Origin of the sequence: Nostoc sp. NMS7, assembly GCF_017115085.1 — a bacterium.
GTDB lineage: Bacteria > Cyanobacteriota > Cyanobacteriia > Cyanobacteriales > Nostocaceae > Nostoc.
This window is the reverse complement of sequence record NZ_JABXKJ010000242.1, coordinates 1-21,784: the sequence shown is the minus strand read 5'-3', so window position 1 is coordinate 21,784 and position 21,784 is coordinate 1. Positions and strand designations below refer to the sequence as shown.

Genomic DNA, 21,784 nt, shown 5'->3' with positions numbered 1-21,784 from the left:
TCATTGGTCATTGGTCATTAGTCATTAGTCAAGAGTCACATTTACAGGGATTTTTAGTTGAGTAGACTACAAAAAAAAGACCTAAACCCCTACCCTCTTCCCTAATAGGGAAGGGGAAAATTCAAAGCCTCTCTCCTTCAAGGAGAGAGGTTTGGAGAGAGGTCTATTCATTTGAAAACTGCTGTAATTACTTTGGACGTTTGACCCTGGACTCCGCATAGTGGTAAAAAATATGACGCAGGTAGAATTTCCCCGGAATACTCCACCAGAAGAAAATAAACCGAAAATGGTGGCTGGCCACACCTCCCATCCGCAGGCGTGGAAATGGCAGGACTATTTTACATTTAATGTTGACCACAAGGTTATTGGTATTCAATACCTAGTGACAGCGTTTGTATTCTATCTCATCGGTGGACTGATGGCTGTTGCTCTGCGTGTCGAATTAGCAACACCAGATGCAGACTTCCTCGACCCCAATCTGTATAACGCTTTCATGACCAATCACGGGACGATCATGATCTTCCTGTGGATTGTCCCTAGCGCTATTGGGGGATTTGGTAACTATTTGGTGCCATTGATGGTTGGTGCTAGGGATATGGCTTTCCCGAAGCTGAACGCGATCGCTTTTTGGTTAAATCCACCAGCAGGAGCGCTGATATTAGGTAGTTTCATTTTTGGCGGTTCGCAATCTGGTTGGACAGCTTACCCACCATTGAGTTTGGTGACAGCACCCATCGCTCAAACTATGTGGATACTGGCGATCGTTTTGGTGGGAACTTCTTCAATTTTGGGTTCGCTGAACTTTGTGATCACCATTTTGATGATGAAGGTTCCCAGCATGAAATGGGATCAAGTACCCCTGTTTTGCTGGGCAATCTTGGCAACCTCCCTGTTGGCGCTTCTCTCTACACCTGTATTAGCAGCCGGTTTAGTTCTGCTGTTGTTTGACCTCAACTTTGGCACCTCCTTCTTTAAACCAGATGCAGGCGGTAACGTTGTAATTTATCAACACTTATTCTGGTTTTATTCCCACCCTGCAGTATATTTAATGATTCTGCCCATCTTCGGCATCATGTCGGAGGTAATTCCAGTTCACTCCCGCAAGCCCATCTTTGGTTATAAAGCGATCGCTTATTCTAGTGTAGCAATCTGCGTTGTGGGTTTGTTCGTCTGGGTACACCACATGTTTACCAGTGGTACACCCGGTTGGATGCGGATGTTCTTCACTATCTCTACGCTCATAGTTGCAGTTCCGACTGGCGTGAAGATTTTCGCCTGGGTTGCGACCCTCTGGGGTGGTAAAATCCGCTTCACCAGTGCGATGCTTTTTGCCATTGGTTTGTTGTCGATGTTTGTCATGGGCGGCTTAAGCGGTGTGACGATGGGAACAGCCCCCTTTGATGTTCACGTCCACGACACATATTATGTTGTCGGACATTTTCACTACGTTCTGTTTGGCGGTTCCGTGTTTGGCATCTACGCCGGTATTTATCACTGGTTCCCCAAAATGACCGGAAGAATGCTAAATGAAACCTGGGGACGCGTTCATTTTGCCCTTACTTTCATCGGCACTAATCTGACCTTTTTACCCATGCACGAGTTGGGTTTAAAAGGAATGCCCCGACGAGTGGCAATGTATGACCCCCAATTTATCGACCTCAATCAGATTTGTACCTTTGGTTCATTTGTTTTGGGGATATCAGTAATTCCTTTTGCCATCAACATGATTTACAGTTGGCTGAAGGGGCCTTTGGCTGGTGATAATCCTTGGCAAGCTTTGACTTTAGAATGGACAACTAGTTCACCACCCGCAATTGAAAACTGGGAAGTGTTGCCGGTTGTCACTCATGGGCCTTATGACTACGGTCATGGTCATAGCACTGAAATACAGCCATCTGCAACGCCGGAAGTTAGTGCTTAGTAGACAGTTTCGTAAATTCGTGGCGAATTGAGGGTTTAAGTTTAAACGCAAAGGAGCGCAGAGGTAAGCGCAGAGGAGCGCAAAGTTTGTTTGAGTCCATTCGCTACGAACTGAGGTAAAACTCTGCGTACCTTTGCGTTTACTTTGCGTTCCTTTGCGTTTAAAAAAGACTTCATTCATTCTCCACAACAGACGCAGCAGATAATATTGTCAAAAAATCTATGACTATAGCTACAACGACAAGCGAAGATCACAGTGCAGAACACGAAGAACATCCAGATTTAAGAGTTTGGGGACTGTTGACGTTTCTCGCCTCTGAATCCCTGATGTTTGGAGGATTTTTTGCCACTTATTTGTTTTTCCGAGGTACTACAGCCGTTTGGCCTCCAGAAGGAAGTGAAGTAGAATTACTTGTGCCGACGATTAACACCATTATTTTGGTGTCTAGTAGTTTCGTGATTCACTTCGGAGATACGGCGATTAAAAAGAATAACGTCAAGGGAATGCAACTGTGGTATGCAATTACTGCAATCATGGGAGCAATTTTCTTAGGTGGTCAGGTTTATGAGTATTCAACCTTAGGATACGGACTGACTAGCAACGTCTTCGCCAACTGCTTTTATCTCATGACAGGGTTCCACGGTTTGCACGTTTTTGTGGGACTGTTATTGATATTACGTGTATTGTGGCGATCGCGTCATCCCGATGAATATTCTGCAACAAATCATACTTTCATCGAAATGACAGAAATTTACTGGCACTTCGTAGACATTATCTGGATTGTTTTATTTACCTTAGTGTACGTTCTGACTTTGTTTTAAAAGTGAGTGGGGAGTGGTCAATATTCCTACCCCCTACTCCCCATTGCCCACTCCCCAATAAATTTATTATGCAACTTGATCCCCACAAATTCTCATGGTTCCAGGTTCCAGATGACATCAAAAGTTTATTAATTTTAGCTGCACAAACCTGGGAAAATACATCAGAATCGGAAAAATATATTCAACAGGCTTTAGACCAAACTGGTGAAAATACAGATGTCTTGGTAGCAGCATATAGATTTTTCTATTATAAAAATAATTATTCTCTTGCTTGGCAAACAACAGTCAAATTATTAGATAAAATTAAAGAAGCAGAAAAATTTCCTGATGACTGGGAGCAACTGAAGCCTATATTAGTCAATCGCAAAGAAGACCCACAAATTCGATTGTACTTGAATGCTTATGCCGCTTCTGGATTGGTACTAGCAAAGTTAGGAGCGATAGAGCAAGCAAAAGAAATCAGCACCAAAGTCAAAGAGATAGACGAAAAGAATGATTTTGGTGCCGGGATTCTCCTGGATATTTTGACACGTCCAGCAGAAGAAGATGATTAATTACTCAAGAATCAAGGTGAACATCATGAACAATTTGTTATCTACTAGATCATATTCCTCTAACTCTCTCTGGGGAGCGGCTACTAATAGTAACCCGATCTTCCCTGCTGTCACCGTACCTAATCAAGTTCATCTGAGCAGTATTCCTAATATCTCTCAGTTGATTGTGCTCCAATCTTATTCCCTATCAATTTAAAAGGTATGAAAGGTAGGGATTTGCTCGTAACAGGGGATGGTCAGTATCAAGCCTGTAAATCTGTGAGAGCATGGGATTTATTGAGAGAGAATTATCGTCTTTATCGGTTTTTAACTGAACTAGAAGATGTTCTTAATAATGGGGATGATCAAGCCAGTCGTCTGCCAGAAATCCGAATGTTAGTAAGGCGATTGATTGTAAATTCCTACTGGGTGGGAAGTCAATATTTAGAGCCTTCGCCTAAAACCGGAACCTCTGTTTTACTCCTATACGAAGAATTGGGTTTTCCGTTGACGGTGCAAACAGTAACATTTGCACCGGGAACCCGATCAACTATTCATAATCATGGGACGTGGGGAATAGTGGCGGTGTTAAAAGGTCAAGAAAAAAATACTTTTTGGCAACGCACCCATAGCCCAGATTTTCAGGAAAAAATTGAACCGACGGGAGAGGTAACTCTATTTCCAGGGGATATTATTAGCTTCACTCCCGATGCAATTCACAGTGTAGAAGCAGTGGGTGATGAACCAACTGTGACTTTTAATGTCTACGGCGAAACTGATCCAAAACAGAGATTTGAGTTTGACTCAGTTACCCATAAGTCTAGGAATTTTTAATTGGGAATCCTCAGGATTAATTTCATCGGCTCGTAGTTGGTGCTTTAGCGTTAAAGCACCAATTACAAACAATTGAGTAATTAGGAGATAGTTAAATGGCAAGAGTAATTTTTTATAGCAAACCAGGCTGTAAAGGTGGTACTAAGCAAAAAGTTTTGCTCACAGCTGCTGGTCATGAGGTGATACCATACGACCTGCTAACAGAACCTTGGACAGTTGAGCGGTTGCGTTCATTTTTTGGCGATCGCCCCGTAGCCGAATGGTTTAATCCTTCCTCCCCCAAGATAAAATCTGGTGAGGTGGTTCCTGAAAAAATTGATGCAGATACCGCTTTGGGGCTAATGCTAAGAGAACCACTGTTAATTCGCCGTCCTTTGTTAGAAATAGGCGAACGCCGCGAGGTAGGATTTGATGCAAAAAAGATTGATGCTTGGATTGGCTTAAAGCCTGTGGACGAATCCTTGCAAGAAATCAGCGAAAATCTGATGAAGCAAGATTTGCAAAACTGCTCTCACGGTCATGTTAAGAGTCATGAACATCACCATAAGGAAGGTGGCTGTAAACATTAGTGGGCTATAGGGGGATGAGGAGAGGTAATATTTCAAAAAGCTCCCTCATCTCTCCCTATTCTCCTTAACGGACGCCAGCAGTTTCTAAAGACAAATCTTGAAACATGGGTGTGCTGAGGTAACGTTCACCAAAGGAAGGCTGAATCATCACAATTAAACGTCCAGCATTTTCTGGACGTTTACCTACTTGAATTGCGGCGCACAAAGCTGCACCAGAGGATATCCCAGACAATAAGCCTTCTTCTTTTGCCAAACGGCGTCCATAAGCGATCGCTTGTTCATCGCTGACTCTAATTACTTCGTCAACCAATTCCAAACGGAGAACATCGGGGATAAATCCGGCGCCAATACCTTGAATTTTATGTGGACCGGCTTCACCACCTGAGAGAACTGGGCTGTTGCTGGGTTCAACTGCGATCGCTTTAAAAGTCGGCTTGCGTTGTTTGAGTACTTCTGCAATCCCAGTAATCGTCCCACCAGTACCTACCCCAGCAATCACAATATCCACTTCCCCGTCTGTATCAGCCCAAATTTCTTCTGCGGTGGTTTCCTGGTGAACTTTGGGATTGGCAGGGTTGCGGAACTGTTGCAGCATGAAAGCATTGGGAGTATTAGCCACAATTTCTTCAGCTTTGCGAATTGCTCCCCGCATTCCCTCAGTGCCTGGTGTCAACTCTAAAGACGCACCATAAGCTCTAAGCATAGCGCGTCGTTCTTGGCTCATTGTCTCTGGCATTGTCAAAATCAAACGGTAGCCACGCGCTGCTGCTACCATCGCTAGAGCAATTCCTGTATTACCGGAAGTCGGCTCAACTAAAATCGTCTTTCCAGGGAAAATTGAGCCAGCAGCTTCTGCTGAGAGTACCATACTTAACCCAATCCGGTCTTTCACCGAAGCTGCTGGGTTCATGCCTTCTAATTTGACAACTATCCTTGCTACTACTCCCTCAGCTTGAGGAATTTTGTTCAGTTGAACTAAAGGAGTTCGTCCGATAAGTTCTGTTACGTCTTGAGCAATCCGCATTATTTAACTCCTAAAATCCTAAAACTTAGTACAGAGTATTTACTTCTAACAATAAGCTTTTGTGTATTTAATTTGTAGTTTAGTATCAATGAGTGCATATACTATGTATTCTAACTAAACCACAAAATATGAAAGTTTAGGAAGAACTTTTATCAGATATTCCCATTGATTATCACTTCAGCAGAGGTTTAGCTTGCCATACTTATATTTTACCATCGGAAATTGTTGATTATTGTCTCTTGGGCTGAGATTCGTTAGTTCAATTCTGTATATATGCATAATTTTTACCAAATCAAGGCAGAGGGCAATATCTGCTATTTGTGATGGAAATGCAATTTAGTTTCAAAAAATTTAATTGTTTTTCCTAATTTATTAGTCTATCTTGATCAAAAGACATTGATATTTGATTTTGAGTGCAGTTTTTGTTTGCCAAAATTGCTTCAAAAACAGTCCTTAACCATTGCCTAGATTGCTTTGAGGTTGAGTACAGAAATACCAGAACCCCATCTCAGAAATACTAGAACCCCGTCCCAAAAACACTAGCACCCATACCCCAATAAATTTTTATAAGACTTATCAGGTGAGGATTACAAGCTTTGAGTACTATTCTAATGAATTTAATAATCTTAACGGGGCTGAGGTAAACTGTTTTGTGGAGAGGGGCTGATATAAATCGTATAGGATTTACGCAGAGATTCCCCTCTACCCCCCAACATTCCTGAGCGAAAGCTTAGTGAACTAGGGGGGACTTCTTAATCTCTCTTTTGAAAGTAGGATGAAACGACATTCTTTGAATCTGAATGCGTTATTTCTGACTGAATAATCCTATGTTTTACGAAAAGGTTGGTAACTTTTCAGTGGTTAGTGGTCAGTAGTAATTAGGAAAATAACTGACAACCAACGATTTTAAAAATTACCAATTACACATATTTTAATATCAAAACTGTTTGAGAGGTAGAAATATATATCTACTTTAGATAAACAGCAAAAGATATTTTCTTTCTGGGTGCATACTACCTAGCAAGGGAGAGCCACGATGAAAGCCAAACTTTTAAATGTTCTCACAGTTTGCGTAGTTACCTTAGTAATGCTTTCTCCAGGACTAGTAGTATTTGGGATAATTTGGGAGCGACATCTGGAGTTAGTAAAATCCCAGAATTTAGCTTCGGAAGTTAACAATATTAGTACAAATTCTCCGGCCTTGGCTCCCCAGACAGAGGGTACACATTCCTCTCAGACTAGCATCCAATCCTCTGACCGTAATGTGGTTGATCAAATGCTGACTGTTACTGAACAATATAAATTTGCCACTATCCTACAATGGTTCTTCTTGTTAACCCCTATTTGTATTGGGTTAGGGATTCTCTTTTATGACAGATATCTTGTTCATCGTGCGGCTGTTTTAAAAGAACAAGTTGAAATGTTGGAAAGACTGTGGCGGCAAAGTATCGAACAGTAACGAATTCACAATTTACTTACTCAAATCACCAAAAGTACCATGACAGAACAACGCGAACAGCTATATTTTAATCTGATTGATGAGTTACTTAAATGTCCCAATGGTCATGAACCAGAAATTTTAGAATCTAAGCCAGAATTGATTGATTCTGGTTTAGTACAAACAATGTTACAAGTAGCAACTATGTTTGCCCATGAAGGCAATCAAGATGGTGCCAAATTTTTATTTTTTGTGGCGCGTGAGCTAGCTAAAGAACTGGGTTTATACCCGGAAGTTCCCAATACTGAAGTTGCAAATCCTGAAGTTGCAAATAAGGAGTAAAAATGCTGTTGACTTCAACGGATGCGGGACAAATAGCTTTAGAACTGCTGATGGCAGACTGGAATATTTCAGAAGAAAACAGAGAGTGGTTTACAATCTTTAACTCGCGTCTGATTGGCGATAGTTGGTACACTGTGGAATTAGGTATAGAAGGATTTCCAGATAGGTGGTTTCTTCAAGTATATGACAATGGAGTCTGTGACCCAAACTATACATTTATTTCACCGATGGGTGGTTCGGAAGGATTTACGGATTTAATAAATGTGCCGGATATCGTAGCAGAGGTCTTAGTTTGTGAACGCAATGCTCGATAATAATAATTAAAAATTCCAAAGCAAATATACTTGGCAATTAGAAATCGCGGCGGCGCGGACTCCAGAAATTTGAAACCCACGGAGGTGGGTTTTGTATTTCGACTCCGCTCAATACAAGTCTGTATAGCTACAAATTCTATTCGCCATAGGGGTATTCTAAGCTTTGATATTTCATTCAAAATAAAGATGCTTTAGGCAAATCTGAGGTAATACCAGATAAGGTACACCTCTTTTTTTATTTAATATTTTATTTAAGTTTTATAGTCTATTTTGTCATATTTAACTGACAAATTTATGTTATATTAAATAGCGTGATGGACGCTACAGAAATATCAGTTCCAATGATTGCTGAAGATATCTTAGCCAAAGAATTCACAAGAGTCGTCAACCATTACTACCCGCAAGTTGGGGAATTGCTGGATGGGTGTTATGTGAAAGTCATCACCTGTTTTTGGGGACGACCTGCCAGACGCTTGCAATATATAGGAATTTATTGCTCTGACGAAATGATTTCCTGTGTGCAAGCTCAAAAAGAAATACTCCGAGAAGTAGCAGACAACATGGGTCTAATGCAGGTAGTCTGCATGAATGCCAAGCGATTGTTACGCGATCCGATGTCGAAGGTGAAACAGAACAACCCACGCCTATGGTTGGAGTTGCAGTGGGTTGCAAGTTAATGATTCATCGGATTAATTGAGTTTGTAGTAAGCACTTTAGTGCTTAAATATTTGAGGACTAAAGTCCTCACTACAAACCTATCAAATGCGATAGACCACTAGAATAGCCAGCACCTACGGTGAGTACAAAGTATCAACGCAAGTAATGAAAACTGGAATTTTCTGCAATTACGATAATTATCACCAAGATGCTCGTCGTGCCATCTTTGAGCAAGTCGCGCTGGTAAAACAGGCGGAAAGCTTAGGTTTTGAAGAAGCCTGGGTAAGTGAACATCATTTTAGTGAATCCAATCTCAGCCCGTCCATGTTGGTGTTAATGGCACACTTGGCGGGATTGACTTCAACTATCCAATTAGGCACGGCGGCGGTGCTACTGCCATTCCATAACCCGATTCGGGTGGCGGAAGATGTTGCCACTTTGGATAACTTGTGCAATGGACGATTATTATTTGGAGTTGCTAAAGGCGGCCCCTTTCCCGAACAAAATAAGCATTTTGGGACATTACCAAGTGAATCCCGTCCCAAGATGCTAGAGGCGATCGCATTGATTCAAAAGCTTTTATATGAAACTGATGTATCATTTAATGGGCAATATTATCAATGCGATCGCCTGACAATTTACCCAAAACCATTGCAGAGTAAAATACCAGTGTATGTTGCTACTGGCGGTGATGACGGCATCGAGTTGGCCGCTAAACATTCCTTCAGCTTGATGGGTGGCCCGCCATTTTCCCTAGAGAGATTGAAGGATACTGTTGCCAAATATCGAGCTTTAAATTCTAGTGATGCGGAAAACTTTGTGCTGGCACGCTTCTTTTTTGTTGGCAAAACATCTGATGAGGCAGTGAGTGAGGCGTTACCTTTCATTCGCAAATTTAGCCAGAAAATGAAAGCTAATTCGGCTGAAATATTGCAGAATAGTGCGAATCCCAACCAAAAACCATTTGATCGCACAAACATTTGTTTTGACGAAGACTATTTGATTGAGAACTCAATTATCGGTGATGTGGAGACTTGTCGAGACAGAATCAAGAAATTTCAAGACGAATTAAATTTAGGTACGCTAGCACTCAAACCCTCGTCTTCTGATATGCAAAAAAACCTGGAGAGTTTGACGCGCTACAACCAAGAGGTGCGAAATTATGTCTTCTAAACTATATCTGCTTCCTCCCGATGATTTACCTCCAACTGAGGTAACGAAACAGGATGGAATGTTGCAGATGGAGCTAGAACAGTCTACTGGCAGATGCTTTTATCTAGCCTGCGATCGCATTACGCGAGTACTGTTATCTAATTGTCAGTGGTATCTCACAACAAATGCTAGCATCCTAACATTAATTATTGACTGCCCTGACATATTATCTTACTGGCATATCGTCAGCAATATTCCCCAGTTGGGTAATAGGTTGGAGCGGTTTGCTAAGAATGGCAAAATTCGCGTTTATCCGCCATTTGGCAAAGGGATGCCGTTTGAAATCAGCGTAAATGAAATATCAGCTTATCGAGATTGGCTTTGAGGTAAATAGAAATTGGGAATCACGCAAAATATAGCTTATTTATCCTTATCGCTGTCTTTCACCCTGTACTTTTAAAGTGCGGGGTGTTGAAATATTCAGTGACTTTAATTTAAACGCAGAGGAAAGCGCAGAGGGGCGCAGAGTTTTTGTTATAACGATGCAGTTAGCCACGCATACCAATTTTCTAAGCCAGCACTCGTGGTTGCAGAAATTTGAAAAATCTGAATTTGGGGATTTACTTGTTTAGCATATTCTATGCACTTTTGAACATCAAAATCTACATAAGGTAGCAAATCAGTTTTAGTGAGAATCATTATGTCACTAGCACGGAATATATGCGGGTATTTTAGCGGCTTATCTTCTCCCTCTGTAACCGAGAGAATCACGACTTTTGCCTGTTCTCCTAAATCAAATAAGGCTGGACAAACCAAATTTCCCACATTTTCAATCATCACAATTGAGTTGAGCGGCGGATTCAGTTGTTGTAAACCCCTATCTATCATTGATGCATCTAAATGACAGCCTGTTCCAGTGTTAATTTGGATGACTTTAGAGCCTGTTTCTTTAATTTTTTTGGCATCGTTAGCAGTTTCTTGGTCGCCTTCAATTACACTTATAGATAATTGATGCTTTAAATCATTAATTGTGCGAGTTAAAAGAGTTGTTTTCCCTGCACCGGGAGAACTCATTAAATTTAAGGCGAGAATATTTCGACCTTTAAACCATACCCGATTTTGGGCAGCTATCAAGTTATTCTTGGCCAATATATTTTGTTCTAAGGATATCGTTGTGCTGTGTATTTTGGCATGAATTTGAGACGCTTCTATCTGAGTGTCGTGACTGTGGGAATGAGTGATGAGAGTACCATCTGGTAAAGTGTGAGTATGATGATGATGGTTATGTTCAGCTTCACCTGTTTCTAGATTGGTAATTTTAGTTTCGCCATCATCAGAACAACCGCAGGTTACACACATAATTCCTCTATTTCGATTTCTTTAATTTTCAGTTCTTCACCAGTGATTAAATCTAATTGCACGCTACCGCAGTTACAGATACCATAAGGTTTATCTAAAGCAATTTCTGCACCGCATTGGCGACATTTTGCTAAACCTGGGATTTCTAAAATTTCTAATGTCGCCCCTGCTAAAACTGTATCTTGAGTGCAAATATCAAAACAAAATCGGATAGCGTCGGGCATAATGGCTGAAAGTTTGCCAATTTCTAATAAAACTCGCTGGACTTTTGCGCCTTTGGCCTGTTCAGCTACAATTGCTACAATATTTTTGGTAATTCCAAGTTCGTGCATACTATAAAATCTATTAACAAATTCTTGGTAATTGTTCGCCTACTAACATATCAACAATCCTTTCAGCACCAAAAACTGTTTTTAACAATACTATACCTGGGGGTGAGGTAATAACTTCGCCGATAATACAAGCATCTTTACCTGCTGGGTGAGATTTCATAGCTGATAAAATATTGTCAGCATTCTCTTTTGGAACCACCACAACTAACTTACCTTCATTAGCTAAATACAATGGGTCTAAACCGAGAATTTCACAAACTCCGTTGACTTCTTCACGCACTGGAATAGATTCTTCGTAGAGACGAATTCCCACATTGGAACTGAGGGCAAATTCATTTAATACTGTAGCTAAACCACCGCGTGTAGCATCTCGCATGGCATGAACTTGGGGACACACATGGAGAATAGTTTCTACTAAACTATGCAATGGCTGACAGTCGCTTTCAATATTAGTCTCTAAGACTAATTCTCCACGGGCAATTAAAATCGCTGCCCCATGATTGCCTAATTCTCCATTAATTATTACGGCATCCCCAGGTTTAATATTATGGGCGGAAATACTAATTCCTACGGGAATAATACCAATACCAGCAGTATTAATAAAGAGTTTATCGGCAGCACCGCGATGTACAACTTTTGTGTCGCCAGTGACAATTTGAACACCAGCTTTTTTCGCGGCTTCTTTCATGCTGGCTGCGACACGCCGCAAGGTTTCTACAGGTAATCCTTCTTCTAAAATTACACTACAAGTTAGATATAAGGGTTTAGCACCGCTTACAGCTAAATCATTAACTGTACCGTTGACGGCTAATTCTCCTATATCACTACCGGGAAAAAATAACGGGTCTACAACATAGGAATCTGTAGTAAATGCGAGTCTGTCTCCTTGTTGTAGGAGAGGGAGTAAGTTAAAGCTGGCTTGGTCTTCTAATTGGGAGAGAATTGGGTTATCAAAATTGCTGACGAAGATATCATCTATTAAATAACGCATGGCTTTACCACCACTGCCATGTGCAAGAGTTATATGAGTATCTTGCACTTTTCGTTGGTGACGGCGGACTTGTTCCATTTTTTTAAATAGAGGATTTTGTATTGAGTTTGTAGGAGAAATATTCATAACTTTTTTTAAACGCAAAGGCACGCAGAGGGAAGCGCAGAGGTACGGAAAGTATTTGTAAGATGTATTAGTCTGAGGAGAAGCCGCAGGCGGGGAGAGGTTCTTGAGTTAGAGTTAATTTTGGTTTTTGGGCGATTGTTCTTTTGGCAATCGTTGAGAGTCGCCCATATTTGTAATAGGCTGCACAAGCACCTTCGGATGATACCATACAAGTACCAATGGGTGTTTCTGGTGTGCAAGCTGTACCGAATACTTTGCATTCCCAAGGCTTTAAGACTCCTTTGAGAATTTCTCCACATTTACAAGCTTTATGGTCGGCTACTTTAAGATTAGGAATGGTAAATTTAAGTTCGGCATCAAATTGGGCATATTCAGGTTGAATTTTTAATCCTGAATAGGGGATATCACCTAAGCCGCGCCAATCAAAACTATCTCGCACGGCGAAAACTTTGTTTATGGCTTGTAGCGCTACTGTGTTTCCGCTTTTTTGGACAATTCGGTTATATTGGTTTTCAACTTCACAACGATTTTCTACTAGCTGTTGCAATACCATCCAAATTGATTGGAGAATATCTAAGGGTTCAAATCCTGAGACGACAATTGGCTTATTATATTGTTGGGAAATAAATTCATAAGGGTCAGTGCCAATTACCATGCTGACATGACCCGGCCCAACAAATCCATCCAGTTGCAAGTCGGGATTATCTAGCAGTGCTTTGAGGGCGGGAATCACGAGGACGTGATTGCAAAACATACTAAAGTTATGAATTTCTTCGGCTGCGGCTTGCAGAATGGTGAAGGCGGTGCTGGGGGCTGTGGTTTCAAAGCCTAAGGCGAAGAATACTACTTGTTTGTCGGGGTTATCTCTGGCAATTTGCAGGCTATCTAGGGGAGAGTACACCATACGGATGTCTGCACCTTGTGCCCTAGCTTGCAATAAACTGGTTTTAGAACCGGGAACTCGCATTGCGTCGCCAAAGGTGGCAAAAATGACGTTATGATTTTGGGAGATTGCGATCGCATCATCTAATCTCCCCTTTGGCATAACGCATACTGGACAACCAGGACCATGAATTAGTTCAATAGCTTCGGGTAAAATTTCTTCAATACCATATTTAAAAATTGAATGGGTATGTCCGCCGCATACTTCCATGATTTTGATGGGTTTTTCTAGCTGGTGGCATAATTTGGCGATTTCCCGGCGTATGGCTTCGGCTTTTTCCGGTTCGCGGAATTCGTCAACATATTTCATAGGATGTGAGGAGTAATGAGTTTTATGTATTACTTAATTTCGCTTTTGTAGGAGAAAGTTTTTTTTAACAAACCGCGTACTCCTGCGGAGAACAAGCTACGCGCAGCGTCTCGCAGAGAAGGAAGAAAGAAGAAGAAAGAAAGATGTGAGTTTTAAACTCTCGTGAGACAAAAAAAGTCTATTATTCAAGTACTAATCCCTGCTTGTGCTGCTGCTAATTCTTGGAAGAGTTGTAAAGTTTCTGCTGCTTCTTGTTCGTTAATTCTATTCATGGCAAAGCCAACATGCACTAGCACCCAATCCCCAATACAAGCTTCGGGAGGATGTTGTTCATCTAGGATACAAGCAATATTTACTTGACGTTTAACTCCACCAATGTTAACTATGGCTAATTTATGGTCAACGTTGGTAATTTCTATAATTTGTCCGGGAATTCCTAAGCACATTTTTTTATTTGTCAAGATAAACGTAGACGCGAAAGTGACTTGCCGCAGGCTACCGCAGAGGCGCAGAGAACGCAGAGAGAATGATACTGAGGAGAATTTTGTTATCAATAACAATTGATTAATTGTGCGGCTGCAATAACTGCTTGTCCTAAAGATAAGCCGCCGTCATTAGCTGGAACTAAACTGTGAGTGAGTACTTTTATTTCTAATGTTTGTAATCCTTTGGTAACTTGCTCTAACAATATACAATTTTGAAATACTCCTCCTGTTAGAACAACCTGATTAATCAGATTTTCTTGACAAAGACGCTTAACCATTTCCACAATCGCATTAGCTAACCCTTTGTGAAATTTGGCAGCCATAACTGTTTGTGGAATCTGCTGCTGTATGTCATCGAGCAAGGCTTGCCACATTGGGCGCGGGTCTATACAATAAATACTATCTGAAAATATAAAATTAAAAGGATATATTAGGGTTTCTTTATAATTATTTAAGCTGCTAACATCTATTATAGCTTCCATTGCGATCGCAGCTTGTCCTTCATAGCTACATTCTTCAAGGCAAATACCGATAGCCGCCGCCACCGCATCGAACAACCGCCCCACTGAGGAAGCTGTAGGTGAGTTAATTCCTTTCTCCATAAGTTGATTGAGTAATTTTAATGGTTTTTTATTCAGAAATTTTACGATTTCTAAATCAGCATATTGCTGTTGGCAATTATCCCAAAGTTTAGCAGCTATTAATTGAGCATAGGTATTACGCCAAGGCTGATAAATTGCTTGTTCACCACCAATCATTGCTACTGGTTTAAATGTTGCTAGTCGCTGAAATTTACGGTAATCTGCTAAAAGAAATTCTCCGCCCCAGAGTGTACCATCATCACCGTAACCTAAACCATCTAAAGCAATGCCTAATACCGGCGGCGAATCTAAAGGAATACCATTTTCTGTCATGCAAGCGGCGATATGCGCGTGATGATGTTGGATTTGATGAATTTTGATTTGATTTGTATCTGCGAGTTCTTTACCAAGTTTGCTTGAGAGATATTCAGGATGTTTATCAATTGCGATTACTTCTGGTTGATGTTGAAATAAATTAAAGTATAAATTTAAAGTGTCTTGGTAAGCATTGAAAGCCGCAGCTTTTTCTAAATCTCCTATGTGTTGAGAGAGAATTGCTTCTCCTTCACGCAATAGGCAAAAGGCATTTTTTAACTCACTGCCCATTGCTAAAATTTGCGGCAGATTGTGAAATCCCGGTGGTAAACTAATAGCTGCTGGTGCATATCCTCTGGCACGGCGAATTGTTTGAACTTTATCGCCGACAACCCGTACAACTGAATCATCTACGCGATTAATAATCTCTCGATTGTGAAGGAGAAAATAATCAGCGATTGCGCCTAATTTTTCTCTTGCCTCGTCATTATCAATACATTGTGGTTCATCGGCAAGATTGCCACTTGTTAAAATAATTGGGCGATTCATCCGCCGAAGAATTAAGTGATGTAAGGGCGTATAAGGTAGCATGAAACCGAGTGTATTTTGCCCTGGTGCAACTGATGATGCAATATGAAGAGTAGAGACGCGATTAATCGCGTCTCTACAGTAGTTAGGAGTGAATAAATTTTTCCCATCTCCCTCTCTTCCTTTTACCTGTAGTAAAACAATTGGTGCAGCAGAACTTGTCAATAATTCTTTTTCTTTAGCGTTGACAGTACAATATTGTTCAATTACTTCAATATCTCGCGCCATTAAAGCAAAGGGTTTATGATAGCGTCTTTTGCGCTGACGCAGTTTTTCTACAGCAGTTTCTTGTGTTGCATCGCAAGCTAGATGAATACCACCTAACCCTTTAATTGCCACAATCTCACCCTTTTGCAACAGGGTACAAACGGCATCAACATCATCTAGCATGGAGAACATAGAAGCAGTAACCGATTTACCATCGGCGCGTTCTAACCAAGCTGTGGGACCGCAAGCATGACAAGCGACAGGTTGGGCGTGAAAACGGCGGTTTTCGACATCGTGGTATTCCTTTGCACATTCTGAACATATCGCAAACGCAGACATACTGGTATTGCATCTGTCGTAAGGAATGGCACGAATAATACTTAGGCGAGGACCGCAATGAGTACAGTTAGTAAAGGGATAGCGATAATAGCGCCTAAAGGGGTTGAATATTTCTTGTTGACATTGCGGACAAGTGGCTGCATCAGAGGTAATTTCTGTTTTAATGACATTACTGACACTAGGAAGAATTACAAAATTATCAAAGTTAAATTCACTTTCATAAATAATTCTTGTTAGTTGATTAATTCTTGCCAACGGTGGACATTCTGTTTGCAATCTGGCAACAAATTCGGTTATTGCTTCCTCACTACCAGATACCCTAATTAAAATACCTTGACCATCATTACAAACATCTCCATGCAAATTGCAGGCTTTAGCAAGACGATATACAGTAGGACGAAATCCTACTCCTTGAACAGTACCACGAACTCTAATTTCTTCAGTCGCCATAAAAATTTAACTTTCCAAAATTATGAATTACGAATTACGAATTACGAATTAATTAAACTGCCACAGCAAAACTCGGTTATTTCCAGAATCAGCGATTATCGCCGTATTACCACAAATTTTTATACCATAACACCAATTTAAGCTATCTCGTTTTGGCAGTCCAAAATTACGATTTTCACCTTTACTTTCAAAATTTATTTGTCCTGCAAGCGCATTCGCCGCCGCACCTTGCAGTGATAAAATTAATTCTGGCTTTATCCATCCTAACAAACGGGAATTAGCAGTATCTGCAACTACTAACCAATCTCCAGCCACTCCTACGCCATAAGGCATACTCAAACTACCAGCAGTAGGATAATAAACTCCTTGATTCATTTCCACACAATCAAAGTTTTTTTGTCCTAAAACTACTGCACAAGGGGCATTATTTTCTGTTGGCATTCCCTGCCAAATCATTACTCGGTGATTACCTGCATCGGTGACAACCAAATTCTCTCCCCAAAAGGTGATATCGTGACACCAACGCATACTCGCTGCGGTTGGAGAATCACCGCCGTTTTCATTGCGAGATATCATATCTGGTTGTCCCAAAACTAAATCAGCCGGTTGACCATTTTCTGTTGGTAATTGATGCCAAATTAATACCCTTCGATTACCAGTGTCAGCAATAAATAGCCGTCCTTGATGATAGAAAACACCATAAGGCCAGTGCATTGTATTAGCAGATGCTGCATGATTGCCTCGATTTGGTTGATTATCTGTAAAATTAACTTGCCCTAACACCAAATCTGCTGGAACATTGTTATCTTCTGGTAAGTTTTTCCAAATCAAAACCCGATGATTCCAAGAATCTGCTACAGCTAATCCTTCGCCGCAAGCGCAAATTCCTGTTGGTACACTTAAGGTTGCCCTTCCTGGTGTACTTTTAGCATTTTGTCCCTCATGATAAAAGTCAGGTTGTCCAATTACCCAATCAGCCGGTTGACTATCTCTAGTGGGTAAATTTCGCCATCCTAATAATCGATGATGCCCCGTATCTGATACCCATAATCGGCCTATTTCTGATAACAAACAAGCAGCACGAGGCCCAAACATTGTTGTGGGACTGGGTGCTACAGGTATGACTAATTGTTGTGGTTCGATAATATTACCTAAAATTACCTCTGCACCTTGAGGTGATAGAGGTAAAGATTGAGAAATTTCTGTTGCTTCTGGCGGTAATTGTAATATAGGATTAGTTGTGATTGGGATATCCATGAACCGCAGATAGACGCTCATAATAATTTAAAAACATTAATGTTGATCAGTATGTAACAACATTAACAATTTTGTATTATGTTTAGATTTCAAATTAAATTAAAATTTTTTAAAAGTTTCGGTATTAATCAATCTTAAAAGATTCTGGCTAACCTTTACTAGCTTTTGCTACAGACCGATATTGATCATAAGTGCGTGATGTACCGAAATGAGCAAGTCAAATGGCATTTTGAGAAAGCAATATACCTTTTTGCTTGCTGAATCTACTGAAATGAGAAAGTCAAATGGCATTTTGAAAAAGCAATATGCCTTTTTGCTTGCGGAAGACACCCAAATGAGAAAGTCAAATGGCATTTTGAGAAAGTAATATGCCTTTTTGCTTTCTCAAAACACTAAAATAAATAACTGAATTACACAAATGATAAACAATTTCGGCATTTTGCTTGCACAAAATACTAAAATGAATGCGCGAACTACTGAAATTAAAAAGCAAAATAGCCGTGATTTCTTAATCGCCAAGTATATTTGCTGAGATGTTACCTTGGTATCATCATTTTTGCAGTTTCACAAAAACCTTATCGTCTTTAATCTTTAGTGGATATGAATGAAGTGAAACATCAGGTGCAGTTAAGCATTCACCTGTCTTTAACTTGTACTGAAATCCGTGGGAAGGACAGGTAATAATACCATTTTCAACCTTACCTTCTTCTAAGGAAGATCCTAAATGACTGCAAGCATTATGGTAACATGTTACTGTAACACCTTGACGATGTAAAATCAGGGAATTACCAGCAATTTGTACTGCCAATACACTAAATTCAGGAACTTGATCAATAGTCGCCACTTTTATCCAAGTAGAAGTTATTTTTGAAGAAAAGGGACTGATTAAACTGGAATTCGTGTTGTTAACAGTAGGGCTGTTATTGACCGCAACTACTTTGGTAATTTCAGGACAATGGTTTTTGATTACCTGTTCTACTCCCTGAGATAAAGTCAAAGTAGAAGCCGGACAACTGCTGCAAGTTCCGATTAATCTGATTTCTACTATATCTGGTGGCTTAATTGCTACTAGTTCTACATCTCCATTATGGCTTTTTAAACCTGGCCGAATTTCTTCAAGGGCTGTCTGAATGCGTTCTGCTAATGGTAGTTTTGGTGGTTTGACTAGTTCGTGATACAGTAGCACTCCATACACGACTTCATCAGCAACTGCATGGCGCAAAGCTGACATTGATTCTTGCTTTAGGCTTTTAATCAAACTAGTCAATGCAGCTTTATGCAAAGCTTCAATTGCTCTTTTTAAACCTACTGCTACACACCGTTGGCTTTCATCCCACTCGGATATAATTGCCTCAAAGCGGTTAATTTCCTGAACTAATTCTTCAAGGTTGGACATTGGTCATTGAGCATTGGAAAAACAAATAACAAAGGACTAATGACTAATGACAATTCACTTCATTTTAAAATCTTTAAGGAGAAATGGCATAATCATGCCCGTCACTAAACTAGATAATGTTATTGGTAAGTAGAAGGGAATTGGGGCTTGTGCGAGTAACACTAGTAGTAAGAAACCTACGGCAATACCAATAGTAGTTTGCTTGACAAAATACATCGGGTCACGTAGTAGCTTTCCTTTAAAAAATAACTTGACAGAAAACCACCCTATCTCTAACATATTTTCTCCTAATAGTTTGTCAGCCAATTTAAAACAGCCAGCCCTAAGATGATGGCGGGAATTGCACCAGCAGGGGCAAATAATGCACCAAGCATTGCTGAAAACTGATAGCCTATATCTTTTCCAGCTAACAGCATTCCACCAATTGCACCGCCGACCATAGACAAGGCTGTTGCTATGATTACCCACACGAATTCTGTTGCTATGTTCAAGTCGCCATCTGCTAAACTGGTGAGAAAATTTATCACACTTGAGTTTGTTAAAATATCTCTCATGCTGTTTTGTTCTCCTGATTAGTAGATTAGGGATGAGCAAGAATAATTAATGCCCAATGCCCTATTTTATATTGCCTATTTCTGCTTCCACATCTTGTAGCGCTTGGGCTACTACTTCTACTTGTCCAATTTGTTGGTATTTTGTAAATATTTCTAAGGCGTCTTGATAGTAGATACGCGCTTGCAAAAGATTTTTAGGATTACCAGCTTCTGGTTTTTCCTGATCGTCTGGTAAGTTGAATAGGGCGTTAGCCTTGTTAGAAATTGTGTTAGCGTACTCTAGAGGTGTATCTTTTGAATTACGCACTTTTAGCGCCTCATCGTAAGCTGCGATCGCACGCAAATTATTATCCACAGGATGGGAACTCACTAAATATTGCAAAGCGTTACCCAAGTTATTTTGCAACATCGCATATTCTCTGGGATGATCAATCAAATTAATATGCTTTAATGCCACCTCAAATGATTGCACTGCTAACCCTTGACGCAAGTATTCCCGTTCTGATGCTAGGGGCATAGAAAGGTAAGCGATCGCAATATTGTTATATAAAATCGCGTATTCCTGGGGGTAATTTTCCCAAGTAAACACCCGCAAAGCCTCATGATAAGCTTGGATGCTGTCGGTTATTCGTGCCAAATTGAATGGTACAAGCGACTGCAACACCAGCCCAAAATTCATTTGCGTCTCTGCCACTTCCTCTGGCGAAGCTAATTGTTGTAAAATTGGTAGGGCTTCTTCATAACCTGTTTTCGCTTGCAGCAGCAGTTGGTAGTCAGCATCCGGTATTGCTTGTAATGTCCCTGCCATCCCCACTTGAGACCTGGCTTTCAGTAGCGGATACTCCTCACCACACATCTCATAAGCCCGGTAATATAAACCAACTGCATTCCGCAAATCTTGGGCAGCTTTGGGCTTTTTTTGAAAACCCTGTGCTATCTCAATCAGCATTTGGATTTTTTCCTCTGCTGTGGCTGACTCCGATGCAACAGCTGCTAACGCAGCTTTCACCGCTGAATCTGTAATGCTGGGGGTCATAACTCTGCCGTACTCTAGCCAATTGGGAATTGAGTCTGCCAACGCCCACGAATGATCAAGACACGCTGAGAGCATCTAATCACGGGCCATACTGATTTACGCAGGCTTCGAGTCCTTTAGGCGGAATTTCCCCTTTTTGTCTGAGACTAGGGCTAAGGATTAGGGACTAGAGAAAAAGTTAACCCCATGCCCAATGCCCAATCAATTGTTTTACTATAAAACACCCTATTTCTAAAATTCTAGGGGGGAATTGCCAATATTAATGTCAGCTTTAAACACCTTGTGATTCGATGGCAAAGTTGGGTGTGTCATCTGCGTAGGCATAGCCCGTACTTCGACCCTTCTCTACGAGACGCTACGCGTAGCTTGCTTCCACGAAGTGGTACGGCAAAGCTCAGGGCAGGCAAGCTCAGTAACCATCGTAGACATCGCATACCGAAGTGTAAAATATATTCATCAACTGTAAAACAAGCTCCCTTGAAAACAGACAGTATCTTTTATCGCATCTTTCAAAGTATCCCCAGCACTTTCTTTGAACTGATTAACCAACCGCCGCAACTAGCTAGTGCTTATCAATTTTCTTCAGTCGAAGTCAATAGGGTGCCCGAAGGCTTAACAGTGCGTTTAATAAAGACGATATTAATCTACAAGTTGCCGCGATTGAGCCAAGAGGAGATCGGAAAAATGTTTGAATTAAATGACTTGAGGCAAACTAGATTTTTCCAAGATGTTTTTGAAGAAGGTAAAAAACAAGGTAAGCAAGAAGTTTTTGAAGAAGCTAAACAAGAAGCTAAGTTAGAAGCAATACCTCAGTTATTAGCGTTTGGGTTGAGTATTGAGCAGATAGCTCAAGGCTTAGGGCGTGTTTTCAAACTCGTTATATCCTAGAAAAAAGGCGATCGCTATATAGT

At 40.7% G+C, this 21,784-nt stretch carries 24 protein-coding genes and 1 pseudogene; 13 read left to right on the top strand and 12 right to left on the bottom strand.

Annotation, left to right across the window (positions count from 1 at the left end):
* The first annotated feature begins 232 nt into the window (after window positions 1–232).
* The 5 genes from ctaD to HWQ38_RS32460 all read left to right on the top strand — a co-directional run bounded on the left by ctaD (window position 233) and on the right by HWQ38_RS32460 (window position 4,678).
* Window positions 233–1,921: a cytochrome c oxidase subunit I gene (gene ctaD, locus HWQ38_RS32480; protein WP_292802052.1), complete on the top strand. Its 1,689-nt coding sequence runs from the start codon at window positions 233–235 to the stop codon at window positions 1,919–1,921.
* Between the two features lie 221 nt (window positions 1,922–2,142).
* A complete protein-coding gene (locus HWQ38_RS32475) occupies window positions 2,143–2,742 on the top strand; it encodes a heme-copper oxidase subunit III (RefSeq protein ID WP_292802050.1) in 600 nt (199 codons plus the stop codon).
* Window positions 2,743–2,810: 68 nt separating this feature from the next.
* Window positions 2,811–3,296 carry a hypothetical protein gene (locus tag HWQ38_RS32470; RefSeq protein WP_292802048.1) on the top strand — a complete coding sequence of 162 codons (486 nt, stop codon included), beginning with the start codon at window positions 2,811–2,813 and terminating at the stop codon, window positions 3,294–3,296.
* 201 nt (window positions 3,297–3,497) lie between these two features.
* Window positions 3,498–4,109, top strand: a complete 612-nt coding sequence (locus HWQ38_RS32465) for a cupin (protein WP_292802046.1) — start codon at window positions 3,498–3,500, stop codon at window positions 4,107–4,109.
* 95 nt (window positions 4,110–4,204) lie between these two features.
* Complete coding sequence (locus tag HWQ38_RS32460) at window positions 4,205–4,678, top strand: ArsC/Spx/MgsR family protein (RefSeq protein ID WP_292802044.1); 474 nt, start codon at window positions 4,205–4,207, stop codon at window positions 4,676–4,678.
* Between the two features lie 64 nt (window positions 4,679–4,742).
* Here the strand turns inward: HWQ38_RS32460 and cysK are convergent, their stop codons facing one another.
* Window positions 4,743–5,702 (bottom strand): cysteine synthase A, encoded by a 960-nt coding sequence (gene cysK, locus HWQ38_RS32455; protein ID WP_292802042.1) that lies wholly within the window; start codon window positions 5,700–5,702, stop codon window positions 4,743–4,745.
* A gap of 1,036 nt (window positions 5,703–6,738) precedes the next feature.
* On the opposite strand from cysK, the gene HWQ38_RS32450 reads away from it, so the two are divergent.
* The 6 genes from HWQ38_RS32450 (at window position 6,739) to HWQ38_RS32425 (ending at window position 9,990) form a co-directional block, all read left to right on the top strand.
* Window positions 6,739–7,161 carry a hypothetical protein gene (locus tag HWQ38_RS32450; RefSeq protein WP_292802040.1) on the top strand — a complete coding sequence of 141 codons (423 nt, stop codon included), beginning with the start codon at window positions 6,739–6,741 and terminating at the stop codon, window positions 7,159–7,161.
* Between the two features lie 39 nt (window positions 7,162–7,200).
* Window positions 7,201–7,482: a hypothetical protein gene (locus tag HWQ38_RS32445; protein WP_292802038.1), complete on the top strand. Its 282-nt coding sequence runs from the start codon at window positions 7,201–7,203 to the stop codon at window positions 7,480–7,482.
* Window positions 7,483–7,484: 2 nt separating this feature from the next.
* Window positions 7,485–7,796 carry a hypothetical protein gene (locus HWQ38_RS32440; protein ID WP_292802036.1) on the top strand — a complete coding sequence of 104 codons (312 nt, stop codon included), beginning with the start codon at window positions 7,485–7,487 and terminating at the stop codon, window positions 7,794–7,796.
* Window positions 7,797–8,110: 314 nt separating this feature from the next.
* Window positions 8,111–8,473 carry a hypothetical protein gene (locus tag HWQ38_RS32435; protein WP_229463951.1) on the top strand — a complete coding sequence of 121 codons (363 nt, stop codon included), beginning with the start codon at window positions 8,111–8,113 and terminating at the stop codon, window positions 8,471–8,473.
* A gap of 145 nt (window positions 8,474–8,618) precedes the next feature.
* Window positions 8,619–9,626: an LLM class flavin-dependent oxidoreductase gene (locus tag HWQ38_RS32430; protein WP_292802032.1), complete on the top strand. Its 1,008-nt coding sequence runs from the start codon at window positions 8,619–8,621 to the stop codon at window positions 9,624–9,626.
* A complete protein-coding gene (locus HWQ38_RS32425; protein ID WP_292759922.1) occupies window positions 9,616–9,990 on the top strand; it encodes a hypothetical protein in 375 nt (124 codons plus the stop codon). The genes HWQ38_RS32430 and HWQ38_RS32425 overlap by 11 nt, the downstream gene beginning before the upstream one ends.
* A 149-nt stretch (window positions 9,991–10,139) precedes the next feature.
* Here the strand turns inward: HWQ38_RS32425 and hypB are convergent, their stop codons facing one another.
* The 11 genes from hypB to HWQ38_RS32370 form a co-directional block, all read right to left on the bottom strand.
* Window positions 10,140–10,964 carry a hydrogenase nickel incorporation protein HypB gene (gene hypB / locus HWQ38_RS32420; protein WP_292802030.1) on the bottom strand — a complete coding sequence of 275 codons (825 nt, stop codon included), beginning with the start codon at window positions 10,962–10,964 and terminating at the stop codon, window positions 10,140–10,142.
* Window positions 10,955–11,296: a hydrogenase maturation nickel metallochaperone HypA gene (hypA, locus tag HWQ38_RS32415; RefSeq protein ID WP_292802028.1), complete on the bottom strand. Its 342-nt coding sequence runs from the start codon at window positions 11,294–11,296 to the stop codon at window positions 10,955–10,957. The genes hypB and hypA overlap by 10 nt, the downstream gene beginning before the upstream one ends.
* Before the next feature lie 13 nt (window positions 11,297–11,309).
* Window positions 11,310–12,413: a hydrogenase expression/formation protein HypE gene (hypE, locus tag HWQ38_RS32410; RefSeq protein WP_292802026.1), complete on the bottom strand. Its 1,104-nt coding sequence runs from the start codon at window positions 12,411–12,413 to the stop codon at window positions 11,310–11,312.
* Window positions 12,414–12,480: 67 nt separating this feature from the next.
* The gene (hypD, locus tag HWQ38_RS32405) at window positions 12,481–13,665 is read right to left on the bottom strand and encodes a hydrogenase formation protein HypD (RefSeq protein WP_292802024.1); all 1,185 of its coding nucleotides are present in this window, start codon (window positions 13,663–13,665) and stop codon (window positions 12,481–12,483) included.
* Window positions 13,666–13,850: 185 nt separating this feature from the next.
* Window positions 13,851–14,111: a HypC/HybG/HupF family hydrogenase formation chaperone gene (locus HWQ38_RS32400; RefSeq protein ID WP_292802022.1), complete on the bottom strand. Its 261-nt coding sequence runs from the start codon at window positions 14,109–14,111 to the stop codon at window positions 13,851–13,853.
* 104 nt (window positions 14,112–14,215) lie between these two features.
* Entirely contained in the window at window positions 14,216–16,630 is a 2,415-nt protein-coding gene (hypF, locus tag HWQ38_RS32395) for a carbamoyltransferase HypF (protein ID WP_292802020.1), read from the bottom strand.
* Between the two features lie 48 nt (window positions 16,631–16,678).
* Window positions 16,679–17,887: a hypothetical protein gene (locus HWQ38_RS32390; protein ID WP_292802164.1), complete on the bottom strand. Its 1,209-nt coding sequence runs from the start codon at window positions 17,885–17,887 to the stop codon at window positions 16,679–16,681.
* A 550-nt stretch (window positions 17,888–18,437) separates the two neighbouring features.
* Window positions 18,438–19,283 carry a NifU family protein gene (locus tag HWQ38_RS32385; RefSeq protein ID WP_292802018.1) on the bottom strand — a complete coding sequence of 282 codons (846 nt, stop codon included), beginning with the start codon at window positions 19,281–19,283 and terminating at the stop codon, window positions 18,438–18,440.
* A 54-nt stretch (window positions 19,284–19,337) separates the two neighbouring features.
* A complete protein-coding gene (locus HWQ38_RS32380; RefSeq protein WP_292802016.1) occupies window positions 19,338–19,562 on the bottom strand; it encodes a hypothetical protein in 225 nt (74 codons plus the stop codon).
* Between the two features lie 8 nt (window positions 19,563–19,570).
* The gene (locus HWQ38_RS32375) at window positions 19,571–19,837 is read right to left on the bottom strand and encodes a hypothetical protein (RefSeq protein WP_292802014.1); all 267 of its coding nucleotides are present in this window, start codon (window positions 19,835–19,837) and stop codon (window positions 19,571–19,573) included.
* A 61-nt stretch (window positions 19,838–19,898) separates the two neighbouring features.
* The gene (locus HWQ38_RS32370; protein ID WP_292802162.1) at window positions 19,899–20,873 is read right to left on the bottom strand and encodes a hypothetical protein; all 975 of its coding nucleotides are present in this window, start codon (window positions 20,871–20,873) and stop codon (window positions 19,899–19,901) included.
* A 282-nt stretch (window positions 20,874–21,155) separates the two neighbouring features.
* Between HWQ38_RS32370 and HWQ38_RS40650 the strand changes: the two are divergent.
* Both HWQ38_RS40650 and HWQ38_RS40645 read left to right on the top strand, forming a co-directional pair.
* A pseudogene (locus tag HWQ38_RS40650) lies at window positions 21,156–21,458 on the top strand (DUF2887 domain-containing protein); the annotation flags it as partial.
* 99 nt (window positions 21,459–21,557) lie between these two features.
* Window positions 21,558–21,761 (top strand): hypothetical protein, encoded by a 204-nt coding sequence (locus HWQ38_RS40645; RefSeq protein ID WP_366933367.1) that lies wholly within the window; start codon window positions 21,558–21,560, stop codon window positions 21,759–21,761.
* Window positions 21,762–21,784 lie beyond the last annotated feature (23 nt).